We start from the raw sequence: 26394 nt of genomic DNA on the forward strand, positions 1-26394 counted from the left end.
AGTTGAAGATCTATGATCTACTTCTCACTTTATGTCCATTATTCAACATTAATGGTTCACAAATTTCAGGTATAACACTGTGGTTAAATTTCCCTTGGGTAAAAATTTGTCCGGAGACAATCCTCAATGAAAAAGACCAAAATCGTATGTACGATTGGACCTAAAACAGAATCTAAAGAAATGCTTACCAAACTAGCTAACGCTGGTATGAACGTAATGCGTCTAAACTTCTCACACGGTAACTTCGAAGAGCACGGTCAGCGTATCGACAATCTTCGTGACGTAATGACTGAAACAGGTAAGCCTCTGGCTATTCTGCTTGATACTAAAGGTCCTGAGATCCGTACTATCAAACTAGAGAACGGTAATGATTTTGCTCTAGTTGCTGGTCAAGAGTTTACATTCACTACTGATATTTCTGTAGTTGGCAACCAGGACCGTGTTGCGGTTACTTACCCTGGTTTTGCTAAAGATCTTGTTAAAGGTAACATCATCCTTGTTGATGACGGTCTTATCGAGATGGTAGTACTGGAAACCACAGAAACTGAAGTTAAGTGTAAAGTACTTAACAACGGTGACCTGGGTGAAAACAAAGGTGTTAACCTACCTGGCGTTTCAGTAAAACTTCCTGCACTTTCTGAGAAAGATAAAGCAGACCTTAAGTTTGGTTGTGAGCAAGGCGTTGATTTCGTTGCTGCTTCTTTCATCCGTAAAGAAGACGACGTTAAAGAAATCCGTGAACTACTAAGCGCTAACGGTGGCGAGAAGATCCAGATCATCTCTAAAATCGAGAACCAGGAAGGCGTAGACAACTTCGACGCAATCCTTGAAGCTTCTGACGGTATCATGGTTGCTCGTGGCGACCTGGGTGTTGAAATCCCGGTTGAAGAAGTTATCTTCGCGCAGAAGATGATGATCGAGAAGTGTAACCGCGCTCGTAAAGTCGTTATCACTGCAACTCAGATGCTTGATTCTATGATCAAGAACCCACGTCCTACACGCGCAGAAGCGGGTGACGTTGCGAACGCAATCATGGATGGTACTGATGCAGTAATGCTTTCAGGTGAATCTGCTAAAGGTAAGTACCCTATCGAAGCGGTAACTATCATGGCGCAAATCTGTGCACGTACAGATTCAGCACTAAAAGCAGAGCTAGGCTCACGTCTGGACAGCTCACGTCTGCGTATCACTGAAGCGGTATGTAAAGGCGCTGTTGACACCTCTGAGAAGCTAAGTGCTCCTCTAATCGTTGTTGCAACAGAAGCAGGCAAATCTGCACGCTCTGTACGTAAGTACTTCCCAACAGCTAACATTCTGGCTGTAACGACTAACACTAAGACAGCAGCTCAGCTAGCACTGACTAAAGGTGTTACACCTGTTGTTGTTGATTCAATTGAAAGCACTGATGCATTCTACAGCCGTGGTAAAGAGCTTGCTCTTGAAACGGGTCTGGGTGCGAAAGGCGATATCGTTGTTATGGTATCTGGTGCGCTAGTTGCTTCTGGTACAACAAATACAACGTCAGTACACGTACTATAATTCGTAGACTGAACTGAAAAAAACGGGAGCGAATGCTCCCGTTTTTTATATCATCTGATTAATCCCCCTCCCCTCCATACTGGTATGTATTCACAGTTCCAGCCTTTCTGTATCGCACCCTGATCTTATTAATCGTATACTCACTCAACAGCGGATTCTTGCAAGGAATACAACCCCATAAGAATCATGCTTCGCTTGCTAAGAAAATCACAATAATATCCCCAGCCGTCATCATTTGACGGGACTCTCGGGAAAAACAATAAAAAAACCTGTGAGGAATTCAGTGTCTAGTCCTACTTTGACCAACACAGTCATGGAATTGATTCGACAAGACATCTTGCTTGGTGAACTCGCACCAGAGCAAAAGCTTGTTGTTGCCGACTTAAAAGCCCGTTATAACGTAGGTGCGTCTCCGATCCGGGAAGCTCTTGTTCAGTTATCATGGAAAAAATACGTAAAATTCGCCCCCCAAAAAGGGTGTTGGGTTGCTCCTGTTTCAGTCGATGAGCTCGAAGACCTCTTTGAAACCAACCTGGTGCTATCAAGAGTCCTGCTGGAACGCGCTATTCTCAATGGCGACGAAGCATGGGAGCTGAATATTTTGACCAGCTACCACAAACTCAACCGTATTAACCCAGCAGATCAGACCGTTGATTTATCTGAGTGGGAAAAACGCCACAGTGAATTCCACCTGGCACTGCTTGAGGGTTGTCAGTCTCCTGTCATGCTGACGCTATACCGTGAAGTGTATGAACAGATCGAACGTTATCGCCATATCTGGATTAACCACAGCCGCGACTATGAAGAGCGCTATCATGATAACGGCGAACACGAAGCGATGATGAAGGCGGTATTGGAACGTAATACACCGCAAGCACTAGAATTGCTTAACAACCACTTCCAACGGGCTATGGAGTTCATTAAGACTTATATACCCAAACCTCTTCAAGATGCGTAATTCAGCATTTTAAAGTGACTTGACTCTATGAGATTGATTTGAAGCTCGATCAAAGATCGAGCTTTTGCTGCGATTGCGAAACATTGTCTTTGTTTGAAAAAAACAGAGACGGATGTCAGCCAGAGCGTCAGAATAATAACCCTACCAGCCAAAGATTTCTTTATGGTGGGTATTGAGCAACAATACTGCGAGCAGAAAATACATCGCGCTAATTTTAAACCCAAGCATCAACAAGCACAGGGTCAAAAAACGCACTATAAACTTATTGATCATTGTTAATCCTCCTCTTCTTCTCTTAGCAAGAGTCCTTTCACTTTGATCTCCGTGCATCCAATGCGCTAAAACGCCGCCAACCTCGCCCATTCCGACCAAAGTCGATATATACCCAATAGACGCCAGGCGTTTAACTGCCGGTTAGTTGACTCCTTCTTTCCCATTATTCCTTTTATTAGACTTTAGTCTAACTGTCATCGTTTGATGACAATTTGTACAAACAATGTCTTTTCTACGCGCAGCAAAAAGCCCAACTCAGGCTATGCCTGAATTGGGCTTATATAAAAAACGCCTTACGCTTTTAGCGCGCGCTCACCACGGGCCATACCAACAACACCACTTCGGGCAACCTCAACAATATCGGTCGCTTCCCCCACGGCAGCAATAAAGGCATCCAGCTTGTCACTGGTTCCCGCTAGCTGAATGGTATAGATCTGGCTGGTCACATCCACAATTAATCCACGGAAGATGTCCGCCGTACGTTTAACTTCAGCCCGGGCAAAACCGCTGGCTTTCACTTTCACCAACATCAACTCGCGCTCAACATGTTCAGCTTCGGTAACATTGCTGACCTTTAATATATCAATCAGCTTATGCAGTTGTTTCTCAATTTGTTCATACGCCGCATCGTCTTCCACATTGGTGGTGATATTCAAACGCGACAAGGTCGGATCATCGGTTGGTGCCACTGTCAGAGATTCAATGTTATAGCCTCGTTGAGAAAACAGGCCAACGACACGGGACAATGCACCGGGTTCATTCTCTAGCAATACTGATATAATCCTGCGCATTATGTTCTCTCCGTTTTACTTAGCCACATTTCACTCATCGAGCCACCACGAATCAACATCGGATAAACATGCTCGGTTTCATCAACACTAATATCAACAAAAACCAGCTTATCTTTCAATGCCAGGGCTTTTTCCAGCTCACTATCGAGTTTGGCCGGATCTGAAATGCGTACCCCGACATGACCATAAGCTTCAGCAATCGCAGCAAAGTCCGGTACCGAATCCATATAAGAATGAGAGTGGCGACCTTGATAAATCATGTCCTGCCATTGCTTAACCATGCCTAAGAAGCGATTGTTCAAGTTGATGATTTTAACCGGAATATCGTATTGTAATGCCGTCGACAGTTCCTGAATATTCATCTGGATACTGCCATCCCCGGTGACACACACCACTTCAGCATCGGGCAGCGCAAACTTCACCCCCATCGCCGCCGGCAAGCCAAAGCCCATGGTGCCCAGACCGCCAGAGTTGATCCAACGACGCGGTTTATCAAACGGATAGTACAACGCGGCAAACATCTGATGCTGACCAACATCCGAGGCAACATAAGCCTCACCATTGGTCAGCTTGTACAGCGATTCAATCACCTGCTGTGGCTTTATGCGTTCATTACTCGACTCATAACTCAGACACTTACGTGCACGCCATGATTCTATATCTGCCCACCAGCCCTCAATCGCTTGCTCATCATTGCCGCCATCCTGCTCTGCCAGCAGTTTGAGCATGCTGTTTAATACTGTGTCGGCCGAGCCGACGATGGGAATATCAACGGCAATCGTTTTCGAAATGGACGACGGGTCAATATCGATATGCATAATGGTGGCATTCGGACAATATTTTTCGACGTTGTTGGTAGTACGATCATCGAAACGGACGCCGATACCAAAGATCAGATCCGCGTTATGCATTGCCATATTGGCTTCATACGTACCGTGCATGCCCAACATGCCTAAACAGTTTTTATGGGTTCCCGGAAAAGCGCCAAGACCCATTAGGGTATTTACAACCGGTATGTTCAATGATTCAGCCAGAGTCAGCAGCTGTTCACTACACTCCGATATGATGGCACCGCCACCCACATACAGAACCGGCTTTTTCGCGGCCTGCAAGGCTTTTAATCCCCGCTTAATTTGACCTTTATGCCCCTGAGTCGTTGGATTATATGAACGCATGGCGATCGATTCAGGATATTGGTAAGGATAGGTTTCAGCCGGGTTTAGCATATCTTTCGGAATATCGATAACCACAGGGCCAGGGCGGCCACTTGAAGCGATATAAAAAGCTTTTTTGATGATTTTAGGGATATCTTCCGGCTTTTTCACCAGAAAGCTGTGTTTTACAACAGGGCGAGAAATACCCACCATGTCACATTCCTGGAAAGCATCGTTACCAATCAGATTACTCATCACCTGACCAGAGAAGACAACCAGTGGAACTGAGTCCATATAAGCGGTAGCAATACCCGTAATGGCATTCGTCGCGCCCGGACCAGATGTTACCAGTACCACACCGACATCACCGGTTGCACGGGCATAACCATCGGCCATATGCACAGCCGCTTGCTCATGGCGCACGAGTACGTGTTCAATATCACTTTTCTCATGCAGTGCATCATAGATATCAAGCACTGAACCGCCAGGGTATCCGAAGATATGTTTTACGCCTTGATCGATCATCGAACGAACGATCATATCTGCGCCAGACAACATTTCCATATTTCTTGCCTCCAGGTTGATTACACCAACCCACATAGCTAATTCTTCCATAAAATGAAGCTCAACAGCAAACTGGTGAATGTCTGTAAGCGAGGTCGAATACAGACGACAAACCGAGTTAGATAGCGCAGCTAAACTTTATCATTGTGCGTCATCAGGTATATGGGACGTTTTGTGAGTATTCTATGAAACACAAAATGCCATTACCCAATAAATAATTAGCTATACGGGCTGATATAACATAGTTAGGGCTTATTTTTAGCCTAAATTGAAATCATTGTTACTTTTTCATGCTATGCGAGCCACTACCGGTCATAACAAGCAGCAGTTACCTGCAACAACTTTAACGCTTTTTTAGCAATCAAGTCTATTGCTGAAAAGCATGTTTGACCTATTCATCTGAATGCAGAAGAAATTAACTATATTCATCCGGAGCTTACCGAGTACGACAGGGGGGATTAACTGTAACTAACCAAAATTTCAGATAGAAATGCTTATCTAAAGCGGAGAGAAGAAAGAAGAAAGAAGAAAGGGAATGGTGAACAAGTCTCCGAAAACAACAAAGGGGCCATATGGCCCCTTTGTTCAAAGTTATTGATATTTACCGTACAGATGATTTTTTATGGCTCTCTTCGTACATACGCTCAATTTCCTGATGGTAACGATCATGAATGACCTTGCGACGCAGTTTCTGAGTCGGCGTTAGCTCGCCTTTTTCCATCGAAAACGATTTAGGCAGCAAGGTGAATTTTTTCACCTGCTCAAAGCGTGCCAGATCTTTTTGCAACTCAATGACTCGTTTCTCAATCAGCTCAACAATCTGGCTATGTTTGACCAGTTCAAGGCGATCGTGATATTTAATGTTCAGCTCGCGAGCATGCGCTTCCAGGGTATCAAAGCAAGGTACAATCAGTGCAGAGACAAATTTACGGGTATCAGCAATCACGGCAATCTGTTCGATTAAGTGATCTTTACCAATCGCTCCTTCGATGACCTGAGGCGCAATATATTTACCGCCTGAGGTCTTCATCAGCTCTTTAATACGATCGGTAATAAACAAGTTGCCCTGCTCATCGAAACGCCCCGCATCACCGGTTTTTAAGAAGCCATCTTCGGTAAAGTTCTTCGCCGTTTCTTCCGGCATTTTATAGTAACCGCGCATCACCATCGGGCCACGGACCAGAATTTCATCGTTCTCGCCGATCTTCACTTCAGCCCCCGGCATCGACATACCGATAGAATCAGGATTAAAACACTGATCATCCCAGCATGATACGGTCGCCGTGGTTTCTGTCATGCCGTAACCAAGCTTAACGTTAATGCCTATCGCGTGGAAGAAACGACCAATGCTCGCATCTAACTTCGCACCGCCACACGGCATAAATTTAATCTGTCCGCCCAGTAAATCCCGAAGTTTAGCCAACACTAGCTTATCTGCTAATGCATACCCCTTCTTCAACATCAGTGACGGCTCACGTTTTTCCTGGTGGCAGGCCGCCATGCGTGCCCCCATGTTCACCGCCCAGGTGAAGATCACTTTACGATGAAAGGGTGCACGCGCGACCTTATCATGTACTGCAGAGTAAATTTTCTCGTACACCCGAGGAACCGCAGCCATGACATTCGGCTTTATTTCCACCAGGGCTTCACGCACTTTGTTGGTATCGGCCAGATAGCAGTTAACCGCGCCACGGTGCAAGACAAAGAACGTCCATGCCCGCTCAAAAACATGAGAAAGCGGCAAGAAACACAGTGACGTATCACCTTCGTCCAGAGCCAGATTCTGATCATGCGCTTCAAGCTGAGACGCAATGTTTGCGTAATCCAGCATCACGCCTTTAGGTGTTCCTGTCGTACCGGAGGTGTAGATCAGGGTCAGCAGATCATCCATCGCTTTGGAGTCTAAACGATGTTCAAGTTCAGCTTCTAAGTCAGGGGTAGCACAAGCGATGAAGTCATTAAAATGACAGACTAATGGATGGTCAGATAAGATCACATCATCCGACATCACGACAATACGCTCAAGCTGCGGGCATTGTTCGATCATTTCAACAGCGGCATCGTGTTGCGCCTGCTCACCGACAAACAGAATACGCACATCTGCATTGTTGATGATATAAGCCGACTGCTGCGCAGTATTAGTTGGGTAAATAGGTACGGTGACACAGCGATTATACAAAGCCGCGACATCAGTAATGGTCCAGCGAGGCATATTATTGGAAAAAATACCAACTTTATCCTGAACGTTCAGCCCTTGCGCCAACATGGCTAATGCCAGCTGCTGTATCTGCTCGCCAAACTCAGTCCAGGAAATATCTTGCCACTGGCCTTCAACCTGATGACGTAAAGCAACCTGATCGCCTAAACGGGCGATCTGGGTACGAATTCGATTTACTATGTGAAAGTCACGTTCAGCCATAACTACTCTGCCTTTTTAGCTTACACTTGTAAGCCCACTTGAGCTGCGAAGTCTACCTTTGATGTGAAAAAAGGCAACCATAAAGGGGGATAATTTATCTTTTATGCCGCGACCTTCTCAGTACCAGCCCTTGTCCCAACAGGCTTTACACGAATTATTAATAGAATGACTACAAGTGTAAGAAAGTGCTGCTATCCAACTCTCAGCCACCCGTGTACATGACCACTCTGAATGAAGCTGGCCGGAGATTGCAAAAATGAGAATAAAGAAAAAGCCGGCTGGCGCCGGCTTTTAAGAAAATCAGAAAGATGAGTCGCCACAGATGGTTAGCAGCTGATCACGCATCCAGATATGACCTTTATCTTTCTGCGAAGATTCATGCCAGCTCAGATAACCACTGATAGAAGCCGACTCAAACGGTAAAGGCAGCACTTTTAACTGCAGGTTTTCCGCAACAGATTCCGCTAACCAGCGAGGTGCGACAGCAATCAATTCAGATTGACCAACCACATACATGATATTACTCAGGCTCGCTCCCTGGTAAGCATCCTGGTATGAGGTGTGCTGATTGTAGATATGATCAGCAAACATCTTCACGCCCGGCTGCGACTTTAATACCGCATGCGTTTCTGAGGCAAACATCGCATCAGAAATCGTGTCACCGATGATCCTAGGGTGGTTACCTGCCGCAATTACGACCAGTTCATCGCAGAATAATTCGCTACTGCAAAAACCAGGCTCATCAAAGCGAACGTAGTCGATAACAAAATCAATCTCCTGATAACGCATTTTTTGCGTTAGTTCAGCATCAAATTCCGCTTCAAGCTGCATACGCAAATTCGGTGCCTGCTCTGTCACATTACGCAGGATGCGAGGTGCAAAACGCATATCCGACGGGCTGCAAATCGCCAGCTTAAAAGTACGCGTTGAAGTTTCAGGCGAGAAGATTGACGATGGCAGTTCATTCTTCACCAGCTGCAGTGCCTGGCGCATTGGACCAAACAACTGCTTAGCACGTTGTGTTGGCTGAATACCGCGGCCATGACGAATAAAGAGTTCATCATTAAACATCACCTTTAAACGAGCGACAGCGTTACTTACAGCAGGCTGAGACATACCCAGGTTGTGCGCTGCCCGGGTGATGTTTTGCTCTTGCATAACTGCGTCAAATACTGTCAATAAATTAAGATCAACACTTCTTAAATTTGACTCCACCTTGTAACCATCAGCAGGGTGAATAGAAGAACCTCTACGTGTCATATATTGCCTCTAAATGAATCTATCTGGCGCGCATCCGTTATGCCATCGCTAAATTAAAGAACCGAAATCTTGTTCTCAAATAAGTTAACCCTTTTTCGGGATGCGCTCAGTATCATCAAATAGATTGATGTAACCAATAGCTGAAAATCAGCAAATGTAAGCAAACATAAACCAGAAGCCAAGGTCACAATAAAAATACATTTACATCAACATATTACATAGTTCTAAAAAGACCTAAAATAACTATAAATATAATAAAGGCGTAATTATAAGCGAAAAAAGGCACTTTTTTATTCAATTCACATGACACTTCAACGTAATATTTTCAGGTTTGAAGAAGCAATTAATAAGTTTCAGTGATTAAAACCAACGGTAAAAAGAGACTCAATACGGATAATTCTCGGCCATCGCCCCACCAAGCCAATCAAGAAATTCAATCAGCCGTCACAGCTTCAACCATCATTCATGACAGTAATACCATTTGCTTTTCGGCACACAATTCGCGCTCAGTAATACGACATCGGGGATATAAAATCGCAGTAAAAAAAACGAGGCACTGTCAATTGTCAGTACCTCGTTTTCATTATTCTCGGTTACAGGTAATAAACCATCAGGCCTCTAGCGCTTCATGCTTTCGCACCAAACCAAAATCCGCCAGAATGGCATAAGCCGCCGGGATCATAAACAGTACCAGCAGGGTCGATGTGAAAATACCGAACACAATAGAAACGACTAAGGGTTGGATAACCTGAGCCTGTAAACTGGTTTCCAGTAACAAAGGCAACAGACCCGCAGCGGTTGTCAGCGAGGTTAAGAATACCGCCCGAAAACGCTCTCTACTGGCTTTCACCACCGCGTCGTGAACACTGTCACCGTCATCAACATGATGGCGAATATATTGCACCAGCAGAATAGAGTCGTTAACCACCACCCCGGCCAATGATACAAACCCCATAATACTCGGCATACTCAGCGCATACCCCAACAGCCAATGGCCCCAGAGCACCCCTATTGCAGCAAGCGGGATCGCCAGCAGCACCACAAAAGGTTCCAGGTAGCTGCGGAACTGAAAGCTGAGGATCACAAATACACCGAAAATTCCCAATGCAAAGCCTACCCCCATTGATTGTCCGGTCTCGGCGGTATCTTTGGCCTCACCTTCAAAGTCAAACCGCAGCCCGGGATACGTCTGCTGCAACTGTGGCATTAAACGGTTGCGAAATTCCTTCAGCACTTCAGCCGAACTGATCTTACTGCTCTCCAGATCACCAAACACACTCAGGGTTCGCAACCCGTTCACCCGTTGGATCCGGACATAATTGCGTTGGTGTTCCAGCATCGCCACTGAGGCTAGTGGGATCTGGCTGCCATCACCGAGGATAATTGGAAAACTGGCAAAGGTTTGCAGGCTGGCCGCTTCCTGCTTATCAAAGCGTACTTCTACTTCTATATTTTCCGGACCAAGCTGAATTTCATCGGCAGTCTGGCCAAAATAAGCCGCCCGCAGCTGAGAAGCGATCATTTGCCCGTCGATACCAAAACTTTCAGCCCCGGGACGAAGCTTCACCAGCACCTCCTGCTTACCCATCCGCATATCATCCAGCACACCGAACACCCCATCAAACTCATTGAGGAACTGCTGAATTTCAATCGATGCCGCCTTCAATTGATCCAAATCATCGTGCTGCATGCGAATTTCAATCGCCCGGCCACCCGGCCCCATGATCGGTTGCTTAAAGACCAGAGACACCGGATCTGCGATGATGCCGACTTCTTCCCGCCAGGCGGCAATAAAGTCATCGATCACCGTTTTACGTGATTCTGCGCTCAGTAAATCGAGTCGGACCGTCGCCACATGAGGACCATTTTCGTCAGCATCAGCATTGAAGTTATATTGCTCGGTAATATGCTCAACGAGGGTTTGACCGCCTTCTTTCCCGTCACTCCACTGCTGATTGAGCTTTTCTGCGGCAACCACTATCTGCTGTACGACTTTTTCAGTCTGAGCCAGCGATGAGCCCGGCGGTAGAATCACCCGCGCTTCAGCAATGTCGCCGTCCAGTTCAGGAAAGCCGACAAATTTCAAAGCGCCGCCGGCAAGAAGTGAGAATGAGATAAACAGCATCGCAATCACACTGCCCATAAACAGGTATCGCCAGCGTACGACTGCCTCCACAGCAGTAACCAGCTGCTTCTGGCGGAATGCTTCAAATTTAATTAAGAACCGGGCTTTGAACGCCAAATCCGATTTATCCCCTTTGCCACCGCGGCTTTGCTCGCGCTGCTTCTTCAGGGAATGACTTAAATGGTGAGGCAAAATCAAAAAAGCTTCGACCAGACTTAAAGTCAGTACCAAAATTAACACCTGAGGCACCACCTTCAGTACCGCCCCCATCTCACCTTGAAGAAACAGTAAGCTACCAAAAATACAGACCGTCGTGAGATAGGATGACAGTACCCCGGGAAAGACTTTTTTCACCCCATTGGTCACCGCATCGGTAACCGGCTGGCCGCGTTCGAGATGGGCGGCAATGGATTCAGCGATCACGATCGCATCATCCATCATAATACCAATCGCCATTAACAAGGCGACCAATGACATCACATTGATGGATAGGCCAAGCCCGGCCATGAGAAACAGACTGCCGAGAAAAGCGACAGGCAATCCGGCAGCAACCCAGAATGAATAGCGGAAAGTGAAAAACAGCCACATGGTGGCAAACACCAATGTCACCCCCTGCCAGCCATTTCTGACCATCATGGTTAGGCGATCCCACAGCAGCGATGACAAATCATTGGTCATGTTGAGGGTGACACCTGTGGGTGCGATCTGATTTTCATCTTCTACAAACTGTGCAACCCGCTCTTTAATGCGCAGGGCGTCGTCCGCTTTGTTCTTACTCACCTTCAATATCGCGGAGGGCTGACTATCAAACAGGATCTTTTGTTCATCGAGCTCAAAACGATCGGTAAGCGTCGCGATATCGCCAAGTCGCAACACGCCCCCTTCACTGTCTGCGCCGATAACGGTTTGTGCCAGGGCCGTTGGCGTGATCTTTTGTTCATCAAAGCGGATCAACAAATTTTTATCTCCGAGCTCTATGTTTCCGCTCGGTAATTTAATATTCTGCCGCGCCAGACGGTCAGCAACATCCCCGACACTCAACCCCAACTGGCGTAACGAGGCTTCTTTGAGCTCGATCCGGATCTGATGATCGGAAAAACCACTCACCGCCACTAAAGACACCCCATAATCGAGCTTTAGCTTACGTTTGAGCTGTTCGGCATACGCTTTCAGTTGCGGCCAGGTGGTATCTGCATTAATCGCAACATCGACAACTGGCTCATTCCAGTCCAGCTCCCGTACAATCGGAGACTCAATCTCGTTGGGGAAATCATTAATCGCGTTGATTTGAGTCTGTACATCCACCAGCATCCGCGACACGATATCGCTATGAGTCAGCTTTAAGACCAAAGATGCCGAGCCTTCCACGGCTTCACAGCGGGTTTCCACTATATTGGCCAGCCCATCGACAGCATCTTCCATCCGCATACAGATACTCTCTTCCACCTCTTGGGGGGAGGCGCCGGGATAGATCACCGAGGCAATAACGTAAGCCGGTGAAAATTCAGGAAATGTTTCCCGCTTAATTTGCGGTAGTGCAACCAGACCCAGAAGCAGCAAAGTCAGCATTAACAAGTTAGCGGCCGTCGGATGACGCGCGAAATAACGGATCATGGCGTAAGATCCTCTGCCGTAGTGGCTTGCTCTGGCGACGTATCTTCCACCGCTTTACCATTCAGGCTCACCACCCTGAGCCCCATCCCCGATACCGCAGGTAACAGATCGTTGACGATCAGTTGTTGCTGATCAGCCAATTCACCGCTTATGGCGACGACACCATCACGGCGGAACAACACGTTAACCGGTTGAATTTTTAATACCTTGCTATTACCGTTTTTGTTATCAACCAGATAGACATGTTCACCATGCAGCGCACGCTCGGGAATGATCCAATGGGCATTCGCCTGACCTTCAATTCTGGCTTCAACGAACATGCCGTTAACTAACGGGGGGGCGGTTTCTGGTGATAACTGGCTGTAATCCTGATCAACTTCAAGGATCACCCCAACCGTGGCCTGATTAGCATTGACGGTATCACTGATCCGGGTCACGGTGGCTGGCCACTGCTGGATAAAACTGCCACTGGAAAGCTGGATACTCGCCGTCAGATCGAGCTGATCTGCACGGGGGCGGCCATCGGCATGAGCGGTATATTGAGTCAGGCTTGAGGCCAGTACCTGCATATCATGCAAGGCAACCTGTGCATCGATTTCGACCTTCTCAATGCCATAAGCCACCAGCATCGACTGTTGCAGGTTCACCACCTGATCCTGTTCGATATCGACACTGGAAATTCGCACATCAATCGGCAAAACAATGACCGTTTTTTCCAGCGAACGTCTGGCTTCTGCCTGGCGAGATTGGTTGATCTGTAATTGCGCCTGCGTCACCTTGCGCTCATTGGGCAACACGATCTGCTGGTTTTCAATATCTTGAACGGTTTTCTGACTGGCAAGATAAGCTTGTTTCTCTAAGTCCAATTCTGACTGGGAAGCCAGCCCTTTCCGGCGCAGCTCTTCCTTACGGGCCACTTCTTTTTTGCTGATCGCCAGGCGGTTACGTTCAATCTTCAGTGTCGCCTTGAGGTTCTGCTGCTCCTGATCTAACTTGGCCAATTGTGCCTGGCTGGAGCTGATATCCGCCTCGGCCTGAGCCAGTGTTAATTCGTAATCCAGCGGATCAATTTTGATAATGACCGTTCCGGCATCCAGAACCCGGCCTTTTTCTAAATCAGGGTGGCGATAGACGACTTTCCCTGTAACTTGTGCAATCGCCTGCCATTCAACCTTCGGTTTTACCCGGCCAAAACCACTGGCCACCGGCGCCAGAGGTTGTTGCTGCAGGCTAATCACATCAACGGCACGCTCCCGGTTTACCGCGGGCTTCACACTGGGAGAGGGGCGCATTTTAATTGCCAGAACCAGCACCAAAATACCAAATAAAATGGTGGGAACGAGCAGTAACTTCCTGTTGATTTTCACCTGAATCATCTCCTTAATCTGTCAGGATCCCTTGCATCAGTACCTTGACATTATGTTCTGCCAATTCCATTAAATAGGCTTCATTTATTTCCATCCCTTGAATATCCATCATGGCCAGCGGGATCAGAAACGGAAATACCAGCATACTGATGAAGGTCATTCTGGCTTTCTCCGGGCAAATATCCTGGCGAAGTTTGCCCTCCTTTTTAAGCTGCTTAAATATCAGTTCTGATGCGGGGTTAGTGAACTCATTGAAGAGCTTCTCAAAAGCCTGACGTTGTATATCGCCCGGCTCCATCATCATAGTCCGTGTCATCAGCTTTGGCAGATCCGGATTGGGTGCCATTATGCGGTAATAAGTTCGCATCAAATCACCAATACTTTCGATATCGCCTTTACTCAACACCACCTCGATCTGATTGTGTATTGGTTCAAGCGTTTCGCGCAGCATGTTTTCAAACAGGCCGGCTTTATTACCAAAGTAATAACGGATCATCGCCACATTTACGCCGGCCCGACTTGCGATCATGCGGGTAGAAACCTTGCTGTAAGGCAGCGCGACAAACAGTTTTCTGGCTTCAGCGATCAAACGGGCTCTAGCATCAGACTCTCCCATGGGGCGACCTGCTTTTCCGACCATAATGTTTTACTCATTCAATATTAATCAATTGATTAATAATTTACTCTACAAGCGACGATTTCGCTCACTGGATTTATTCACTCCAATATAAGCAAATGATTAATTACTAACCGTGCTCTGCCTCATCATCTCAGCACTTAGGTCCATTCCTGTTACAACAATGCAAACACTGAAATATGCTGAGGTAATATCAGGAACAACAGATATCCACCATGGTGATAGTAACCGCCATTATCCATCGGGGCAGCCACCTCAATCAACCACTTGAAAATCATATAGATAGCATTTTATGCAAAATAAATAATCAATTAATGGTTGACGGTTGTCCTGTCTATTTGGTATTCATTTGTTAATCAACTTTGTGGATATCATTTAAAAAATGAAAAATCGTTTCTCTCTACTCCTAAGCCTCCTCTTAATCGTGATCAGTTCGCGCGGGTAGCTTATGGTGAGAAACACCACTAAGAATTAAAAAAACCCGCGCAGTCAGCGCGGGTTTTTTCATATACAGGGCCAGCGCAAGCGGATGCAGACAACGCCTACTCAAAGGCAGGCCAACAAAAAAGGATGTAGCAATGAAAGATCAGGTCATTATTTTCGATACCACCTTGCGCGATGGTGAACAGGCGCTATCTGCCAGCCTAACGGTTAAAGAAAAGCTTCAAATCGCTTATGCACTGGAACGTCTGGGTGTTGATGTGATCGAAGCCGGCTTCCCGATTTCTTCTCCCGGTGATTTCGAATCGGTGCAGACCATTGCTAAGCACATCAAAAACAGCCGGGTCTGCGCCCTGTCGCGGGCTGTTGCAAAAGACATTGATGTCGCCGCTGAGTCACTAAAAGTAGCCGAAGCATTCCGTATTCATACTTTCATCTCAACCTCGACGATTCACGTTCAGGACAAATTGCGCCGCAGCTATGATGATGTCATCGAAATGGGGGTTGCAGCGGTAAAGCGCGCCCGTAATTATACCGATGATGTTGAATTTTCTTGTGAAGACGCTGGCCGTACCCCGATTGACAACCTGTGCCGGATGGTCGAAGCCGCTATCAATGCCGGTGCCAATACCATCAATATCCCGGATACCGTTGGCTATACCCTGCCTAACGAGTTTGCCGGCATCATCGCACAACTGTTTGATCGCGTGCCGAACATCGACAAGGCCATTATTTCTGTTCACTGCCATGATGATCTGGGCATGTCGGTTGCCAACTCGATGGCAGCGGTTCAGGCTGGTGCCCGTCAGGTAGAAGGAACGATTAACGGCCTGGGCGAGCGTGCCGGTAACTGTTCGCTGGAAGAAATTGCGATGATCATCAAGACCCGCGCAGACTTCCTGGGTGTTCACACCAACATCAAGCACGACGAAATTCACCGTACCAGCAAACTGGTCAGTCAGCTTTGTAATATGCCAATCCAGGCTAATAAGGCGATTGTCGGTGCCAATGCATTCAGTCACTCCTCGGGGATTCACCAGGATGGCATGATAAAGAATAAAAATACTTATGAAATCATGACCCCTGAATCGATCGGCCTGAAAAACCAGGCGCTGAACCTAACCAGCCGCTCTGGCCGCGCTGCGGTTAAAAACCATATGGATGCGCTGGGTTACACCGAGAATGATTACAATCTTGACACGTTATACGCCGACTTCCTGAAGCTGGCCGATCGCAAAGGACAAGTGTTTGACTACGATCTGGAAGCGCTGATGTACTTTGCCAACCTGCGTGATGAAGATGACTTTTTCAAGCTGAATTATCTGAGTGTGCAGTCTGGCAGCATCATGGCAACAACCAGCATCAAATTACAATGTGGCGATGAAGAGAAATGTGAAGCGGCGGTTGGTAACGGTCCGGTTGACGCGCTATACCAGTGTATCTATCGCTTAACCGGCTATGAAATCGTGCTGGACAAATTTGATTTGACCGCCAAAGGCGAAGGCGAAGATGGCCTGGGCCAGGCTGACATCATTGCGAACTACAAAGGCCGTAAATATCACGGTACCGGTCTGGCGACCGATATCGTTGAAGCCTCGGGGCAGGCGCTACTTCACGTTATTAACAGTATTTATCGCGCAGATCAGATAGCAGAAATTAAACAAAAAAACCATATGGAGACAGTATAACCATGGCAGGTACATATAAAATAGCGGTTCTACCGGGTGACGGTATTGGCCCGGAAGTCATGCAGCAGGCGCACAAAGTATTAGATGCCGTAGAGGAAAAGTTCGGTTTTACACTAGAACGTTCTGAACATGATGTCGGCGGTATTGCGATTGATAACCATGGTTGTCCATTACCAGAATCAACAATGAAAGGCTGTGAAGAATCTGATGCGATTCTATTTGGCTCAGTCGGTGGCCCGAAATGGGAACACCTAGCACCAAACGATCAGCCTGAACGTGGTGCGTTACTGCCACTACGTAAGCATTTCCAGCTGTTCTGCAACCTGCGTCCGGCACAAATTCACAGTGGCTTAGAAAACTTCTCACCATTGCGCGCCGATATCTCCGAGCGTGGCTTCGATATCGTCGTTGTCCGTGAACTGACCGGTGGCATTTACTTTGGCCAACCTAAAGGTCGTGAGGGCGAAGGCCCGCAAGAAAAAGCTTACGACACGGAAATTTACCACCGTTACGAAATCGAGCGTATTGCTCGCATTGCCTTTGAATCTGCGATGCTGCGTGAAAAAAACGTATATTCAATTGATAAAGCGAACGTTCTACAAAGCTCTATCTTGTGGCGCGAAGTGGTTGAAGAAGTCGCTAAAGACTACCCGGATGTCACGCTAAACCACATGTACATTGATAACGCGACCATGCAGCTAATCAAAGATCCATCTCAATTTGATGTAATGCTGTGTTCTAACATCTTTGGTGACATCATCTCTGATGAATGCGCAATGATCACAGGCTCTATGGGCATGTTGCCTTCAGCCAGTCTGAACCAGGACAAGTTCGGTATGTATGAGCCAGCAGGCGGTTCAGCACCAGATATTGCAGGGAAGAACATTGCTAACCCGGTGGCACAAATTCTGTCTGCTGCCCTGATGCTACGTTACAGCCTTGATGAAGAAAAAGCCGCGCGAGCAATAGAGCAAGCGGTATCTCAAGCACTTGAAGCCGGTGAGCTAACTGCCGATTTGGCAGGTAAAGGTGCCGCACTAAGCACGAGTGAAATGGGCGATAAAATCGCAGATTATATTCGTCAAGCTTAGATTCATCGCTAACAACCCGATATCAATTATACCTGTCGTTAAACACGCATATAAAAAGTGAAACGACAGGTATTAATGACAAGGAACATCGAACAATGTCAGCAAAAACCGGAACATCAAAAACACTGTATGAAAAAGTCTACGATGCTCACGTCGCGGTAGCAGCTGAAGGTGAAAACCCAATACTGTACATTGACCGTCACTTGGTGCACGAAGTTACCTCACCGCAAGCCTTTGATGGTTTGCGTGAAAAAGGCCGTAAAGTTCGCCAAATCGGCAAGACTTTCGCAACTATGGATCACAACGTTTCAACCCAGACCAAAGACATTAATGCTTCGGGTGAAATGGCACGTATCCAAATGGAAACATTAGCAAAAAACTGTGAAGAGTTTGGCGTCACCCTATATGACCTGAACCATAAATATCAAGGCATTGTGCATGTAATGGGTCCTGAGCTAGGCATTACCTTGCCGGGTATGACCATTGTCTGTGGCGATTCCCATACCGCAACCCACGGTGCATTTGGCTCCCTGGCATTTGGTATCGGTACGTCAGAAGTCGAGCACGTACTGGCGACTCAAACCCTGAAGCAATCACGCGCTAAAACGATGAAAATCGAAGTAGTCGGTAAAGTCGCGGAAGGTATTACGGCCAAAGACATCGTGCTGGCGATTATCGGTAAAACCACCGCAGCTGGCGGTACCGGTTATGTAGTGGAGTTCTGTGGTGAGGCAATTACCGATCTGACCATGGAAGGCCGTATGACCGTCTGTAACATGGCCATTGAACTGGGCGCTAAAGCCGGTCTTATTGCCCCCGACCAAACCACTTACGACTACATTAAAGATCGTAAATTCTCGCCGACAGATGCAAACTTTGATGCTGCCGTCGAATACTGGAGCACTCTGAAAACAGATGATGATGCCCAGTTTGATGCGGTTGTGACCTTAGATGCGAAAGACATCAAACCTCAAGTCACCTGGGGAACCAACCCTGGTCAAGTTATTGCTATTGATGAATTAATACCTGGCCCTGACAACTTCACCGAGCAAGTAGATAGAACCTCAGCAGAAAAAGCACTGGCCTACATGGGGCTAGAAGCAGGCAAGAAATTATCTGATTTCAATATCGATAAAGTCTTTATCGGTTCTTGTACCAACTCTCGTATCGAAGACATGCGTGCAGCGGCGGCTATTGCCAAAGGGCGCAAAGTCGCAGCAAATGTTCAAGCATTGGTTGTCCCGGGATCTGAGCAAGTAAAAGCACAAGCTGAGAAAGAAGGGCTAGATAAGATCTTCATTGAAGCCGGCTTTGAATGGCGCCTACCGGGCTGTTCAATGTGTCTTGCGATGAACAATGACCGCTTAGGGCCAAAAGAGCGCTGCGCGTCAACGAGTAACCGTAACTTCGAAGGTCGCCAGGGTCGTGATGGTCGTACTCACCTAGTGAGTCCAGCAATGGCAGCAGCAGCAGCATGTGCCGGTCACTTTGTTGATATCCGCGACTTAGATACCGCAACGGCTTAATCAGGAAGGAACGAACAATGACAGGTTTTAAACAACACACAGGATTAGTGGTTCCACTTGATACCGCGAATATTGATACTGATGCCATCATTCCTAAGCAGTTTTTGCAAAAAGTGACTCGCACCGGTTTTGGTCAGCATCTTTTTAATGATTGGCGCTTTCTAGACGATGCGGGTCAGCAAGAAAACCCAGACTTCATCATGAATGCCCCCCGCTACCAAGGCGCAAGTATTTTGCTGGCACGTGAAAACTTCGGTTGTGGTTCATCCCGTGAACACGCCCCCTGGGCACTGGCTGATTACGGCATTCAAGTGATGATTGCACCCAGCTTTGCCGATATTTTCTATGGCAACTCAATCAACAACCAAATGGTGCCGGTTCGCCTGACCGATCAGGAAGTTGATGAGCTATTCCAATATGTTGAAGCTAACGAAGGTGCCGAGATCACCGTCGATCTGGAATCGATGTCAGTGACCGCTAACGGAAAATCGTATTCATTCGAAATTGATGAATTCCGTCGCCACTGCTTGCTAAACGGTCTGGATAACATTGGCCTGACCCTGCAGCACGAAGACGAAATTACAGAGTATGAAAGCAAGATCCCCGCTTTTCTTGTCTAACGTAAGCAAATACTAACTCACGCCCAGCCTCAATTGATGCTGGGCGTTTTTATTTACAGCATGGCTTCTTTTTACTTGAAAGAAAACCTATCAATACAAGGTCATATCATCTAGCCTCTTCCTTAAAAACCGCAAGGAGTTATGATGCGTATCATATTCGCGCTTTTATTACTGCTGGTTTCAAGCCCCGGCTGCACCGCCCCAAAAGCCGATCTGTGGCCCTATTGGCAACAAAGCAATGAAGCCAATACCGCGGCCATTGATCATACCCGCTGGCAACGCACTTTGGATAACTACCTGGTTCAACAACCACAACAGACCCTGTTTCGCTACCGCGCAGTTTCCGATAATGATAAGTGGGAGCTTGACCGCTATATCCGCTCCCTCACCGCCATCGATCCACGCCGCTACCGCCAAGATGAGCAGTTTGCCTACTGGGTCAATCTCTATAATGCCCTGACCGTACAGTTGATCCTGAACAACTACCCGCTGAAATCCATTACCAAGCTAGGTGGTTTCTTCACTTTCGGGCCTTGGGATGAAAAGCTGATCACCATCAATGGCAAACCATTGTCACTCAATGATATTGAACACCGAATTCTGCGCCCGATCTGGCAAGATGCTCGCATCCACTACGTGGTCAACTGTGCCAGCCTGGGGTGCCCGGATCTTCAACCACAGGCCTTTACTGCCAGCAATAGTGAAGACTTACTTGAACAAGCCGCCAACCGCTTTGTGAACAACACCAAGGGCGTCAAGCTGACAGGCAATAAAGTCCGCCTTTCCTCTATCTATGATTGGTATGGCGTGGATTTTGGCAATAAAACCGCACTGCAAAGCCACCTGAATCAATACTGGAAAGGCGCTCCAGTACAACTTAACCACATCAGCTATGATTACGACTGGACGCTGAATGAAACAAAATAAGGCTATGCACCGCCATGAAATCCGCAGAGTAGTATTACGCTGGCAACGGACTGCTTAGCGATTATTCCTATTTCAAAAGAGAACCACTCTTCTATCAATCGCTATCCTTGAACTTGACTCCCAGTGGTGTTCTGAATGGTTAGATAATTAATGAAATTGGTATTAGAATAGCTACTGTTCTCATTGGGGAGTCAATGTTGTTTAGGCAACAAAGGCTGAGATTGCTGACGCAGAACCCATTGAACCTGAACCAGGTCATACTGGCGTAGGAATTGAGAAAATAGCCGCTGCTCGTTTCACCAGAGCAAAAGCATAAGGCAACACCTTCTCAACCTTCGCTCACTTGAAATAATTGTCCCGCAGGATGTTGGGCATCAGGAGCGCATCGTGAAAAAACTACTACCAATTCTTTCTCTCTCTTTATTAGCCGCAGGCTCGGCATGGGCCAGTGACAATACCTTAACGGTCTATACCTACAGTTCATTTGCATCAGACTGGGGACCGGGCCCGGCCATCGAAAAAGCCTTTGAAGCCCAATGCGGTTGTAACCTTGAGTTCGTCGCGCTTGATGACGGGGTTTCGATTCTAAACCGTGTTCGCCTGGAAGGCAGCAGCACCAAAGCGGACATCTTGCTGGGATTAGATAACAACCTGATGGCAGAAGCCAAGCAAACAGGCTTACTGGCAACGCATAATGTTGATACCGACGCCGTTAACTTACCCAATGGCTGGAATGATACGACCTTTGTCCCTTACGACTACGGCTATTTTGCCTTTGTCTATGACTCGGAAAAACTGACTAATCCGCCCAAGAGCCTGGCAGAGCTGATCAAACGTGATGATATCAGCGTGATCTATCAGGATCCTCGCACTTCCACACCGGGGCAAGGCCTGATGCTGTGGATGAAGTCGGTCTATGGCGATAAAGCATCGGATGCCTGGCAGCAGCTGGCAAAGAAAACCGTCACGGTCACCAAGGGCTGGTCGGAAGCTTACAACATGTTCCTTAAAGGGGAATCTGACATGGTGCTCTCTTACACCACGTCTCCGGCTTACCACATCATTGCTGACAAAGAGAGCAAATACCAAGCTGCTGACTTCAGCGAAGGTCACTACATGCAGATTGAAGTGGCCGCTAAGCTGAAAAACAGTCCAAACGCCAAACTGGCCGATCAGTTTATGACGTTTATTTTGAGTGATGATTTCCAGTCAGCGATGCCAACAGGTAACTGGATGTATCCTGTCACCAAACAAACATTACCGGCAGGTTTTGAGCAATTAACCCTGCCAGCGAAAGCCTTGCAATTTAGTGCCAAGGAAGTGGCTTCACAACGTCGCGGCTGGATCCGTGAATGGCAAAATGCCCTTACGCAATAGCGCTTACGCAAGAACCCTTACTTAAGCGCTCTGACTAAAGAGCGCTTATAAAAAAAGAATATTCTGAATAATGGTCACTGACTTTTGAATACCCGTTTTCGTGCTTCCCTGCCGGGCGTGATCACCGCCGGGCTGATCGCTACCGTGGTGATCAGTGCCATCACCGCGTTGATCAGTCAGGCGACCGACTTCAACTCGCTGCTAATCTGGCAAGATCCCTACCTGCGCCATGTGGCGGGATTCAGCTTTTATCAGGCTTTGCTCTCGACCCTGCTCAGCGTAGTACCGGCAATTCCGGTTGCCTATGCGCTGTCGCGCCGGCAGTTTTTCGGCCGTAGCTTATTGCTGCGGTTATTTGCGATGACACTGGTGCTACCGGTACTGGTCGCTGTCTTTGGCCTGCTGGCGATTTACGGGAAAAGCGGCCTGCTGGCTGCAATACTAAAGCAGCCACTACCGTTTAATCTTTATGGATTAAACGGCATTTTGCTGGCCCATGTGTTCCTCAATTTACCGTTAGCTACCCGCCTGTTACTGCAAAGTCTGGAAGGGATCCCTTTTGAACAGCACAAACTGGCGGCACACCTGGGTATTACGGGCTGGAGTAAATTCCGCCTAATCGCCTGGCCACGCCTGAGGCAACAGCTGCCGCATGTGATTGGTCTGGTTTTCATGCTCTGCTTTACCAGTTTTGCGGTGATTATGTCACTGGGCGGCGGGCCAAAAGCCACCACCATCGAACTGGCGATTTATCAGGCATTGCGCTATGACTTCGATCTGGCAGCCGGGGCCGTTCTGGCACTGTGGCAAATGCTGATTTGCTGCAGCCTAGTGTTATTCACCCAGCGATTTGCGAAACCACTTTCAACCCTGACGGGTTCGGTGACAGAGCACCAACCCAATTATCTCGATAATCGCCGGGCAAAAATTTGGGACTGGAGCTGGATCAGCCTCGCCCTGTTGCTCGTTCTGCCGCCCTTACTGGCCGTTATCGGTGCCGGGTTCAACAGTAAACTCCCCCAGCAACTGGCCGAGCCCGCATTGTGGCAAGCCATCGCGAATTCACTCAAGATTGCGGGGTTTTCCTGCATGATCGCCGTATCAAGTGGTATCGCCATCTTACTGACCAGTCGTCACTGGCGTCTGCACAATAAAAGACTTCGCGCCGACGGGATAGAACTGCTCGGCACCATTATTCTGGTTACCCCCAGCTTAGTGCTCAGCACCGGGATCTTTTTGCTACTGCGCCAGTATACCGATGTCTTTGCTACCGCCCTCTGGGTGGTTATTTCCGTTAATGCGTTAATGGCACTGCCTTACGTGATTAAAACCCTGAGCCAGCCAATGCTGCATGTGGCTCAGCAATACAATCCATTGTGCCAGAGCCTGGGAATGAGCGGCTTGTCACGTCTGCGGCTGGTTGAATGGCGCGCCCTGCGCAAACCCATCGCCCAGGCACTGGCGATCGGCTTTGTGCTCTCGCTCGGTGATTTAGGGGCTATCGCCTTATTTGGCAGTCAGGATTTCCAGACGCTGCCACTGTATCTGTTTCAGCTGTTGGGAAGTTATCAGATGGATGCGGCTGCAGTTGCGGCTTTGTTGCTGTTATTACTCAGCCTCGGGTTATTCACCGTGGTCGAAAAAGTGCTCATTCCTGGCCATAAAAAGTAGAAGTCATAATGCTCAAACTGAACCAATTGTGTCACCACTATATACACCCCGGACAGTCTGCCCAGGATGGAGCAGTGCCGATGATATTCGACCTGCAGGCTGAAAAAGGCGATATCGTGGCATTGATCGGCCCAAGCGGGGCTGGGAAAAGTACCTTGTTAGCCATGGTGGCGGGTTTTCTAAAACCCGATAGTGGTGAACTGCACATTGCCGGGCAACCGATAACAACCCAAAATCCCGCCGAGCGTCCGCTCTCCATTTTGTTTCAGGATCACAACCTGTTCCCCCACCTGACGGTGTTTGAAAACATCGGCCTCGGCATTCACCCCGGATTAAAACTAAGCCGGGAAGATAAAGAAAACATTGTGAACGCGGCATCTCGGGTGGGGATCAATAAATACCTCGACCGCCTGCCGGAACAACTCTCCGGCGGACAAAAGCAACGGGTGGCGCTGGCACGCTGCCTGATCCGGCAACAACCCTTACTGTTGCTAGATGAGCCGTTCTCGGCGCTTGATCCGGCGCTGCGCAAAGAAATGTTATCGCTGGTCAAAAGCCTGGCGAAAGAGCAGAAAATCACCGTGCTGATGGTCACCCACAGCCCCGAGGATGCGCTGAAGATCGCCAGTAAGTGTGCGTTTATCTATGAAGGCAAGGTGAAGGTGTCAGGCCCGACCCAGCAAGTACTGGGCGAGCCTGAAGATGAAGCATTGAAAAAATATTTAGGTATTTAAGACGTGCTAGTTTCTAGTTTCTAGTTTCGAGGGTCTAGGGTCTAGGGTCTAGGGTCTAGGGTCTAGGTTGAATGGTACAGAGCGCTAGGTCTCTGTACCAAAAAGCGACAGGAGAGTTGACTCTATTCACTCGTTTTCGTCCCTCTCCCCTATTGTTTACAAATTCTCTTCCGCAAATTCAGCAAGACGACTGCGGACAACCCCATTGATATAGATGTTGGCACTACCTTCAAAGTTTTTAAAGCGTTCGACAATATAGGTTAAACCCGATGTAACGGGTGAGAGATAACTGGAGTCGATCTGCGACAGGTTACCGGAACAGACCAGTTTGGTACCTTCACCGCAACGGGTGATGATGGTTTTGATTTGTGAAGCCGTTAAGTTCTGGCATTCATCCAGCAATACAAACGCATTCTGAATTGAACGGCCACGCATGAAGTTAATGGATTTGAACTGAATATTGGCTTTATCAAAGATATATTTCATTGAGCCGTCAGTACAAACATCGTTTTTATGTAGCGCTTCCATGGTATCTGTGACCGCGGCTAACCACGGCATCATTTTTTCTTCTTCCGTTCCCGGTAAGAAACCAATGGATTCCGCAATTTCCGGGGTGTTACGGGTGACAATAATCTTGTCATACATGCTTTTTTCAATCACCAGCTCCAGCGCAGCGGCCATCGCCAGGATAGTTTTACCGCACCCGGCCGGACCGGTCAGAATGACCAGATCAATATCGGGATCGAGCATCGCATCAAGCGCCATTCCCTGATAGACATTTTTAGGATGGATCCCCCAGGCCTGGCGGTGCATCAATCGCTCATGGCCCAGATCTTTGACCGTGACCGTTTCACCATCAATACTGTCTATCCGGGCCGTAAAATCATCTCCGTCATCAAGGAGATACTGATTGATATAAGGTGCCTCAAACAATTCAGCCGGCAAGGTATGTACGGTGGCACGCCCGCGGCTTTCAGTCTGACACTCCCCGACCCGCTCCCAAAACAGTCCGTCAAATTGGTGAAAACCTTTACTTAATAGTTTTACATCATCAATAAGCTGATCAGAGCGATAATCCTCAACCTTGCAGACGCCGGCACCTTTGGCACGCAGCCGCATATTGATATCTTTGGTCACCAATACGACTTCGCGTGGTGCATAGTGAGATTGCAGGTATAACACCCCGTTAAGAATACGGTTATCACCGGCTTTATCAGCAAAAGCGTGCACCATTTCTTTGATCGTGTAATCAGCAAAAATAGCAACAGTACCTTTATGACCTCCAACATGAGTAAAAGGAATACCGGCAGAAATCTGCTCGGGGGTGGCATCGTGGAAGATATCTTCCAGGGCGCGGATGGCTATCCGTGCATCGCGGGAAACATCACGTTTACTGTCTTTAATCCGATCGAGCTCTTCCAGCACCGTCATCGGAATAACGACATCGTGCTCTTGGAAAGAATAAATAGCGAGAGGTTCATGAAGCAAAATATTTGTATCGAGTACAAAGATTTTCCGTGCATAATCGTCCATAAGCACCTCCTAGGTAACATCCTGATAGCAAAATAAATTGCCATTACACTTAAGCGTACGTCAAAACACGGTGGTTACTATTAAA

The 26394-nt window shown here is 47.7% G+C and carries 19 protein-coding genes and 1 riboswitch; of the genes, 10 read left to right on the forward strand and 9 right to left on the reverse strand.

The features are described from left to right. The first annotated feature begins 126 nt into the window (after positions 1-126). Together pykF and L4D76_RS08420 are read left to right on the forward strand one after the other, a co-directional pair. Positions 127-1539: a pyruvate kinase PykF gene (pykF, locus tag L4D76_RS08415; protein WP_428440467.1), complete on the forward strand. Its 1413-nt coding sequence runs from the start codon at positions 127-129 to the stop codon at positions 1537-1539. Positions 1540-1852: 313 nt separating this feature from the next. Next, positions 1853-2497 (forward strand): FCD domain-containing protein, encoded by a 645-nt coding sequence (locus L4D76_RS08420; protein WP_428440526.1) that lies wholly within the window; start codon positions 1853-1855, stop codon positions 2495-2497. Positions 2498-2638: 141 nt separating this feature from the next. Here the strand turns inward: L4D76_RS08420 and L4D76_RS08425 are convergent, their stop codons facing one another. The 8 genes from L4D76_RS08425 to L4D76_RS08460 form a co-directional block, all read right to left on the reverse strand. Continuing rightward, the gene (locus L4D76_RS08425) at positions 2639-2770 is read right to left on the reverse strand and encodes a hypothetical protein (protein ID WP_428440468.1); all 132 of its coding nucleotides are present in this window, start codon (positions 2768-2770) and stop codon (positions 2639-2641) included. Between the two features lie 293 nt (positions 2771-3063). Next, positions 3064-3561, reverse strand: a complete 498-nt coding sequence (ilvN, locus tag L4D76_RS08430; RefSeq protein WP_107285451.1) for an acetolactate synthase small subunit — start codon at positions 3559-3561, stop codon at positions 3064-3066. Continuing rightward, the gene (locus L4D76_RS08435) at positions 3561-5279 is read right to left on the reverse strand and encodes an acetolactate synthase 3 large subunit (RefSeq protein WP_428440527.1); all 1719 of its coding nucleotides are present in this window, start codon (positions 5277-5279) and stop codon (positions 3561-3563) included. Before L4D76_RS08435 ends, ilvN begins: the two co-directional genes overlap by 1 nt. Positions 5280-5880: 601 nt before the next feature. Next, positions 5881-7698: an AMP-dependent synthetase/ligase gene (locus tag L4D76_RS08440; RefSeq protein WP_428440469.1), complete on the reverse strand. Its 1818-nt coding sequence runs from the start codon at positions 7696-7698 to the stop codon at positions 5881-5883. 300 nt (positions 7699-7998) lie between these two features. Next, complete coding sequence (gene leuO, locus L4D76_RS08445) at positions 7999-8958, reverse strand: transcriptional regulator LeuO (RefSeq protein ID WP_428440470.1); 960 nt, start codon at positions 8956-8958, stop codon at positions 7999-8001. A 610-nt stretch (positions 8959-9568) separates the two neighbouring features. Further along, positions 9569-12697, reverse strand: a complete 3129-nt coding sequence (locus tag L4D76_RS08450) for an efflux RND transporter permease subunit (protein ID WP_428440471.1) — start codon at positions 12695-12697, stop codon at positions 9569-9571. Next, a complete protein-coding gene (locus L4D76_RS08455; RefSeq protein WP_428440472.1) occupies positions 12694-14064 on the reverse strand; it encodes an efflux RND transporter periplasmic adaptor subunit in 1371 nt (456 codons plus the stop codon). The genes L4D76_RS08450 and L4D76_RS08455 overlap by 4 nt, the downstream gene beginning before the upstream one ends. 13 nt (positions 14065-14077) lie before the next feature. Continuing rightward, entirely contained in the window at positions 14078-14704 is a 627-nt protein-coding gene (locus L4D76_RS08460; RefSeq protein WP_428440473.1) for a TetR/AcrR family transcriptional regulator, read from the reverse strand. Positions 14705-15279: 575 nt separating this feature from the next. Between L4D76_RS08460 and leuA the strand changes: the two genes are divergently transcribed. The 8 genes from leuA (at position 15280) to thiQ (ending at position 24776) form a co-directional block, all read left to right on the forward strand. Then, entirely contained in the window at positions 15280-16830 is a 1551-nt protein-coding gene (gene leuA / locus L4D76_RS08465) for a 2-isopropylmalate synthase (RefSeq protein WP_428440474.1), read from the forward strand. A gap of 2 nt (positions 16831-16832) precedes the next feature. After that, entirely contained in the window at positions 16833-17921 is a 1089-nt protein-coding gene (gene leuB, locus L4D76_RS08470; protein ID WP_428440475.1) for a 3-isopropylmalate dehydrogenase, read from the forward strand. A 95-nt stretch (positions 17922-18016) separates the two neighbouring features. Next, the gene (leuC, locus tag L4D76_RS08475) at positions 18017-19447 is read left to right on the forward strand and encodes a 3-isopropylmalate dehydratase large subunit (RefSeq protein ID WP_428440476.1); all 1431 of its coding nucleotides are present in this window, start codon (positions 18017-18019) and stop codon (positions 19445-19447) included. 17 nt (positions 19448-19464) lie between these two features. Continuing rightward, the gene (leuD, locus tag L4D76_RS08480; protein ID WP_428440477.1) at positions 19465-20067 is read left to right on the forward strand and encodes a 3-isopropylmalate dehydratase small subunit; all 603 of its coding nucleotides are present in this window, start codon (positions 19465-19467) and stop codon (positions 20065-20067) included. Between the two features lie 144 nt (positions 20068-20211). Continuing rightward, positions 20212-20994: a DUF547 domain-containing protein gene (locus tag L4D76_RS08485; RefSeq protein WP_428440478.1), complete on the forward strand. Its 783-nt coding sequence runs from the start codon at positions 20212-20214 to the stop codon at positions 20992-20994. Positions 20995-21168: 174 nt separating this feature from the next. Next, positions 21169-21283, forward strand: a riboswitch (TPP riboswitch). Between the two features lie 98 nt (positions 21284-21381). Then, complete coding sequence (thiB, locus tag L4D76_RS08490; RefSeq protein WP_428440479.1) at positions 21382-22371, forward strand: thiamine ABC transporter substrate binding subunit; 990 nt, start codon at positions 21382-21384, stop codon at positions 22369-22371. Positions 22372-22455: 84 nt separating this feature from the next. Then, entirely contained in the window at positions 22456-24042 is a 1587-nt protein-coding gene (gene thiP, locus L4D76_RS08495; protein ID WP_428440480.1) for a thiamine/thiamine pyrophosphate ABC transporter permease ThiP, read from the forward strand. An 8-nt stretch (positions 24043-24050) separates the two neighbouring features. After that, the gene (gene thiQ, locus L4D76_RS08500) at positions 24051-24776 is read left to right on the forward strand and encodes a thiamine ABC transporter ATP-binding protein (protein WP_428440481.1); all 726 of its coding nucleotides are present in this window, start codon (positions 24051-24053) and stop codon (positions 24774-24776) included. A gap of 156 nt (positions 24777-24932) precedes the next feature. On the opposite strand, the gene L4D76_RS08505 is transcribed toward thiQ, so the two are convergent. Then, entirely contained in the window at positions 24933-26309 is a 1377-nt protein-coding gene (locus tag L4D76_RS08505) for a PhoH family protein (protein ID WP_428440482.1), read from the reverse strand. Positions 26310-26394 lie beyond the last annotated feature (85 nt).

The organism is Photobacterium sagamiensis (assembly GCF_050337085.1).
Taxonomy (GTDB): Bacteria; Pseudomonadota; Gammaproteobacteria; order Enterobacterales; family Vibrionaceae; genus Photobacterium; species Photobacterium sagamiensis.

Excerpts from the sequence above, each read along its gene's own strand:
- pykF (WP_428440467.1), top strand. The coding sequence starts at position 127 with ATGAAAAAGACCAAAATCGTATGTACGATTGGACCTAAAACAGAATCT.
- L4D76_RS08420 (WP_428440526.1), top strand. The coding sequence starts at position 1,853 with ATGGAATTGATTCGACAAGACATCTTGCTTGGTGAACTCGCACCAGAG.
- L4D76_RS08425 (WP_428440468.1), bottom strand. The coding sequence starts at position 2,770 with ATGATCAATAAGTTTATAGTGCGTTTTTTGACCCTGTGCTTGTTGATG.
- ilvN (WP_107285451.1), bottom strand. The coding sequence starts at position 3,561 with ATGCGCAGGATTATATCAGTATTGCTAGAGAATGAACCCGGTGCATTG.
- L4D76_RS08435 (WP_428440527.1), bottom strand. The coding sequence starts at position 5,279 with ATGGAAATGTTGTCTGGCGCAGATATGATCGTTCGTTCGATGATCGAT.
- L4D76_RS08440 (WP_428440469.1), bottom strand. The coding sequence starts at position 7,698 with ATGGCTGAACGTGACTTTCACATAGTAAATCGAATTCGTACCCAGATC.
- leuO (WP_428440470.1), bottom strand. The coding sequence starts at position 8,958 with ATGACACGTAGAGGTTCTTCTATTCACCCTGCTGATGGTTACAAGGTG.
- L4D76_RS08450 (WP_428440471.1), bottom strand. The coding sequence starts at position 12,697 with ATGATCCGTTATTTCGCGCGTCATCCGACGGCCGCTAACTTGTTAATG.
- L4D76_RS08460 (WP_428440473.1), bottom strand. The coding sequence starts at position 14,704 with ATGGTCGGAAAAGCAGGTCGCCCCATGGGAGAGTCTGATGCTAGAGCC.
- leuA (WP_428440474.1), top strand. The coding sequence starts at position 15,280 with ATGAAAGATCAGGTCATTATTTTCGATACCACCTTGCGCGATGGTGAA.
- leuB (WP_428440475.1), top strand. The coding sequence starts at position 16,833 with ATGGCAGGTACATATAAAATAGCGGTTCTACCGGGTGACGGTATTGGC.
- leuC (WP_428440476.1), top strand. The coding sequence starts at position 18,017 with ATGTCAGCAAAAACCGGAACATCAAAAACACTGTATGAAAAAGTCTAC.
- leuD (WP_428440477.1), top strand. The coding sequence starts at position 19,465 with ATGACAGGTTTTAAACAACACACAGGATTAGTGGTTCCACTTGATACC.
- L4D76_RS08485 (WP_428440478.1), top strand. The coding sequence starts at position 20,212 with ATGCGTATCATATTCGCGCTTTTATTACTGCTGGTTTCAAGCCCCGGC.
- thiQ (WP_428440481.1), top strand. The coding sequence starts at position 24,051 with ATGCTCAAACTGAACCAATTGTGTCACCACTATATACACCCCGGACAG.
- L4D76_RS08505 (WP_428440482.1), bottom strand. The coding sequence starts at position 26,309 with ATGGACGATTATGCACGGAAAATCTTTGTACTCGATACAAATATTTTG.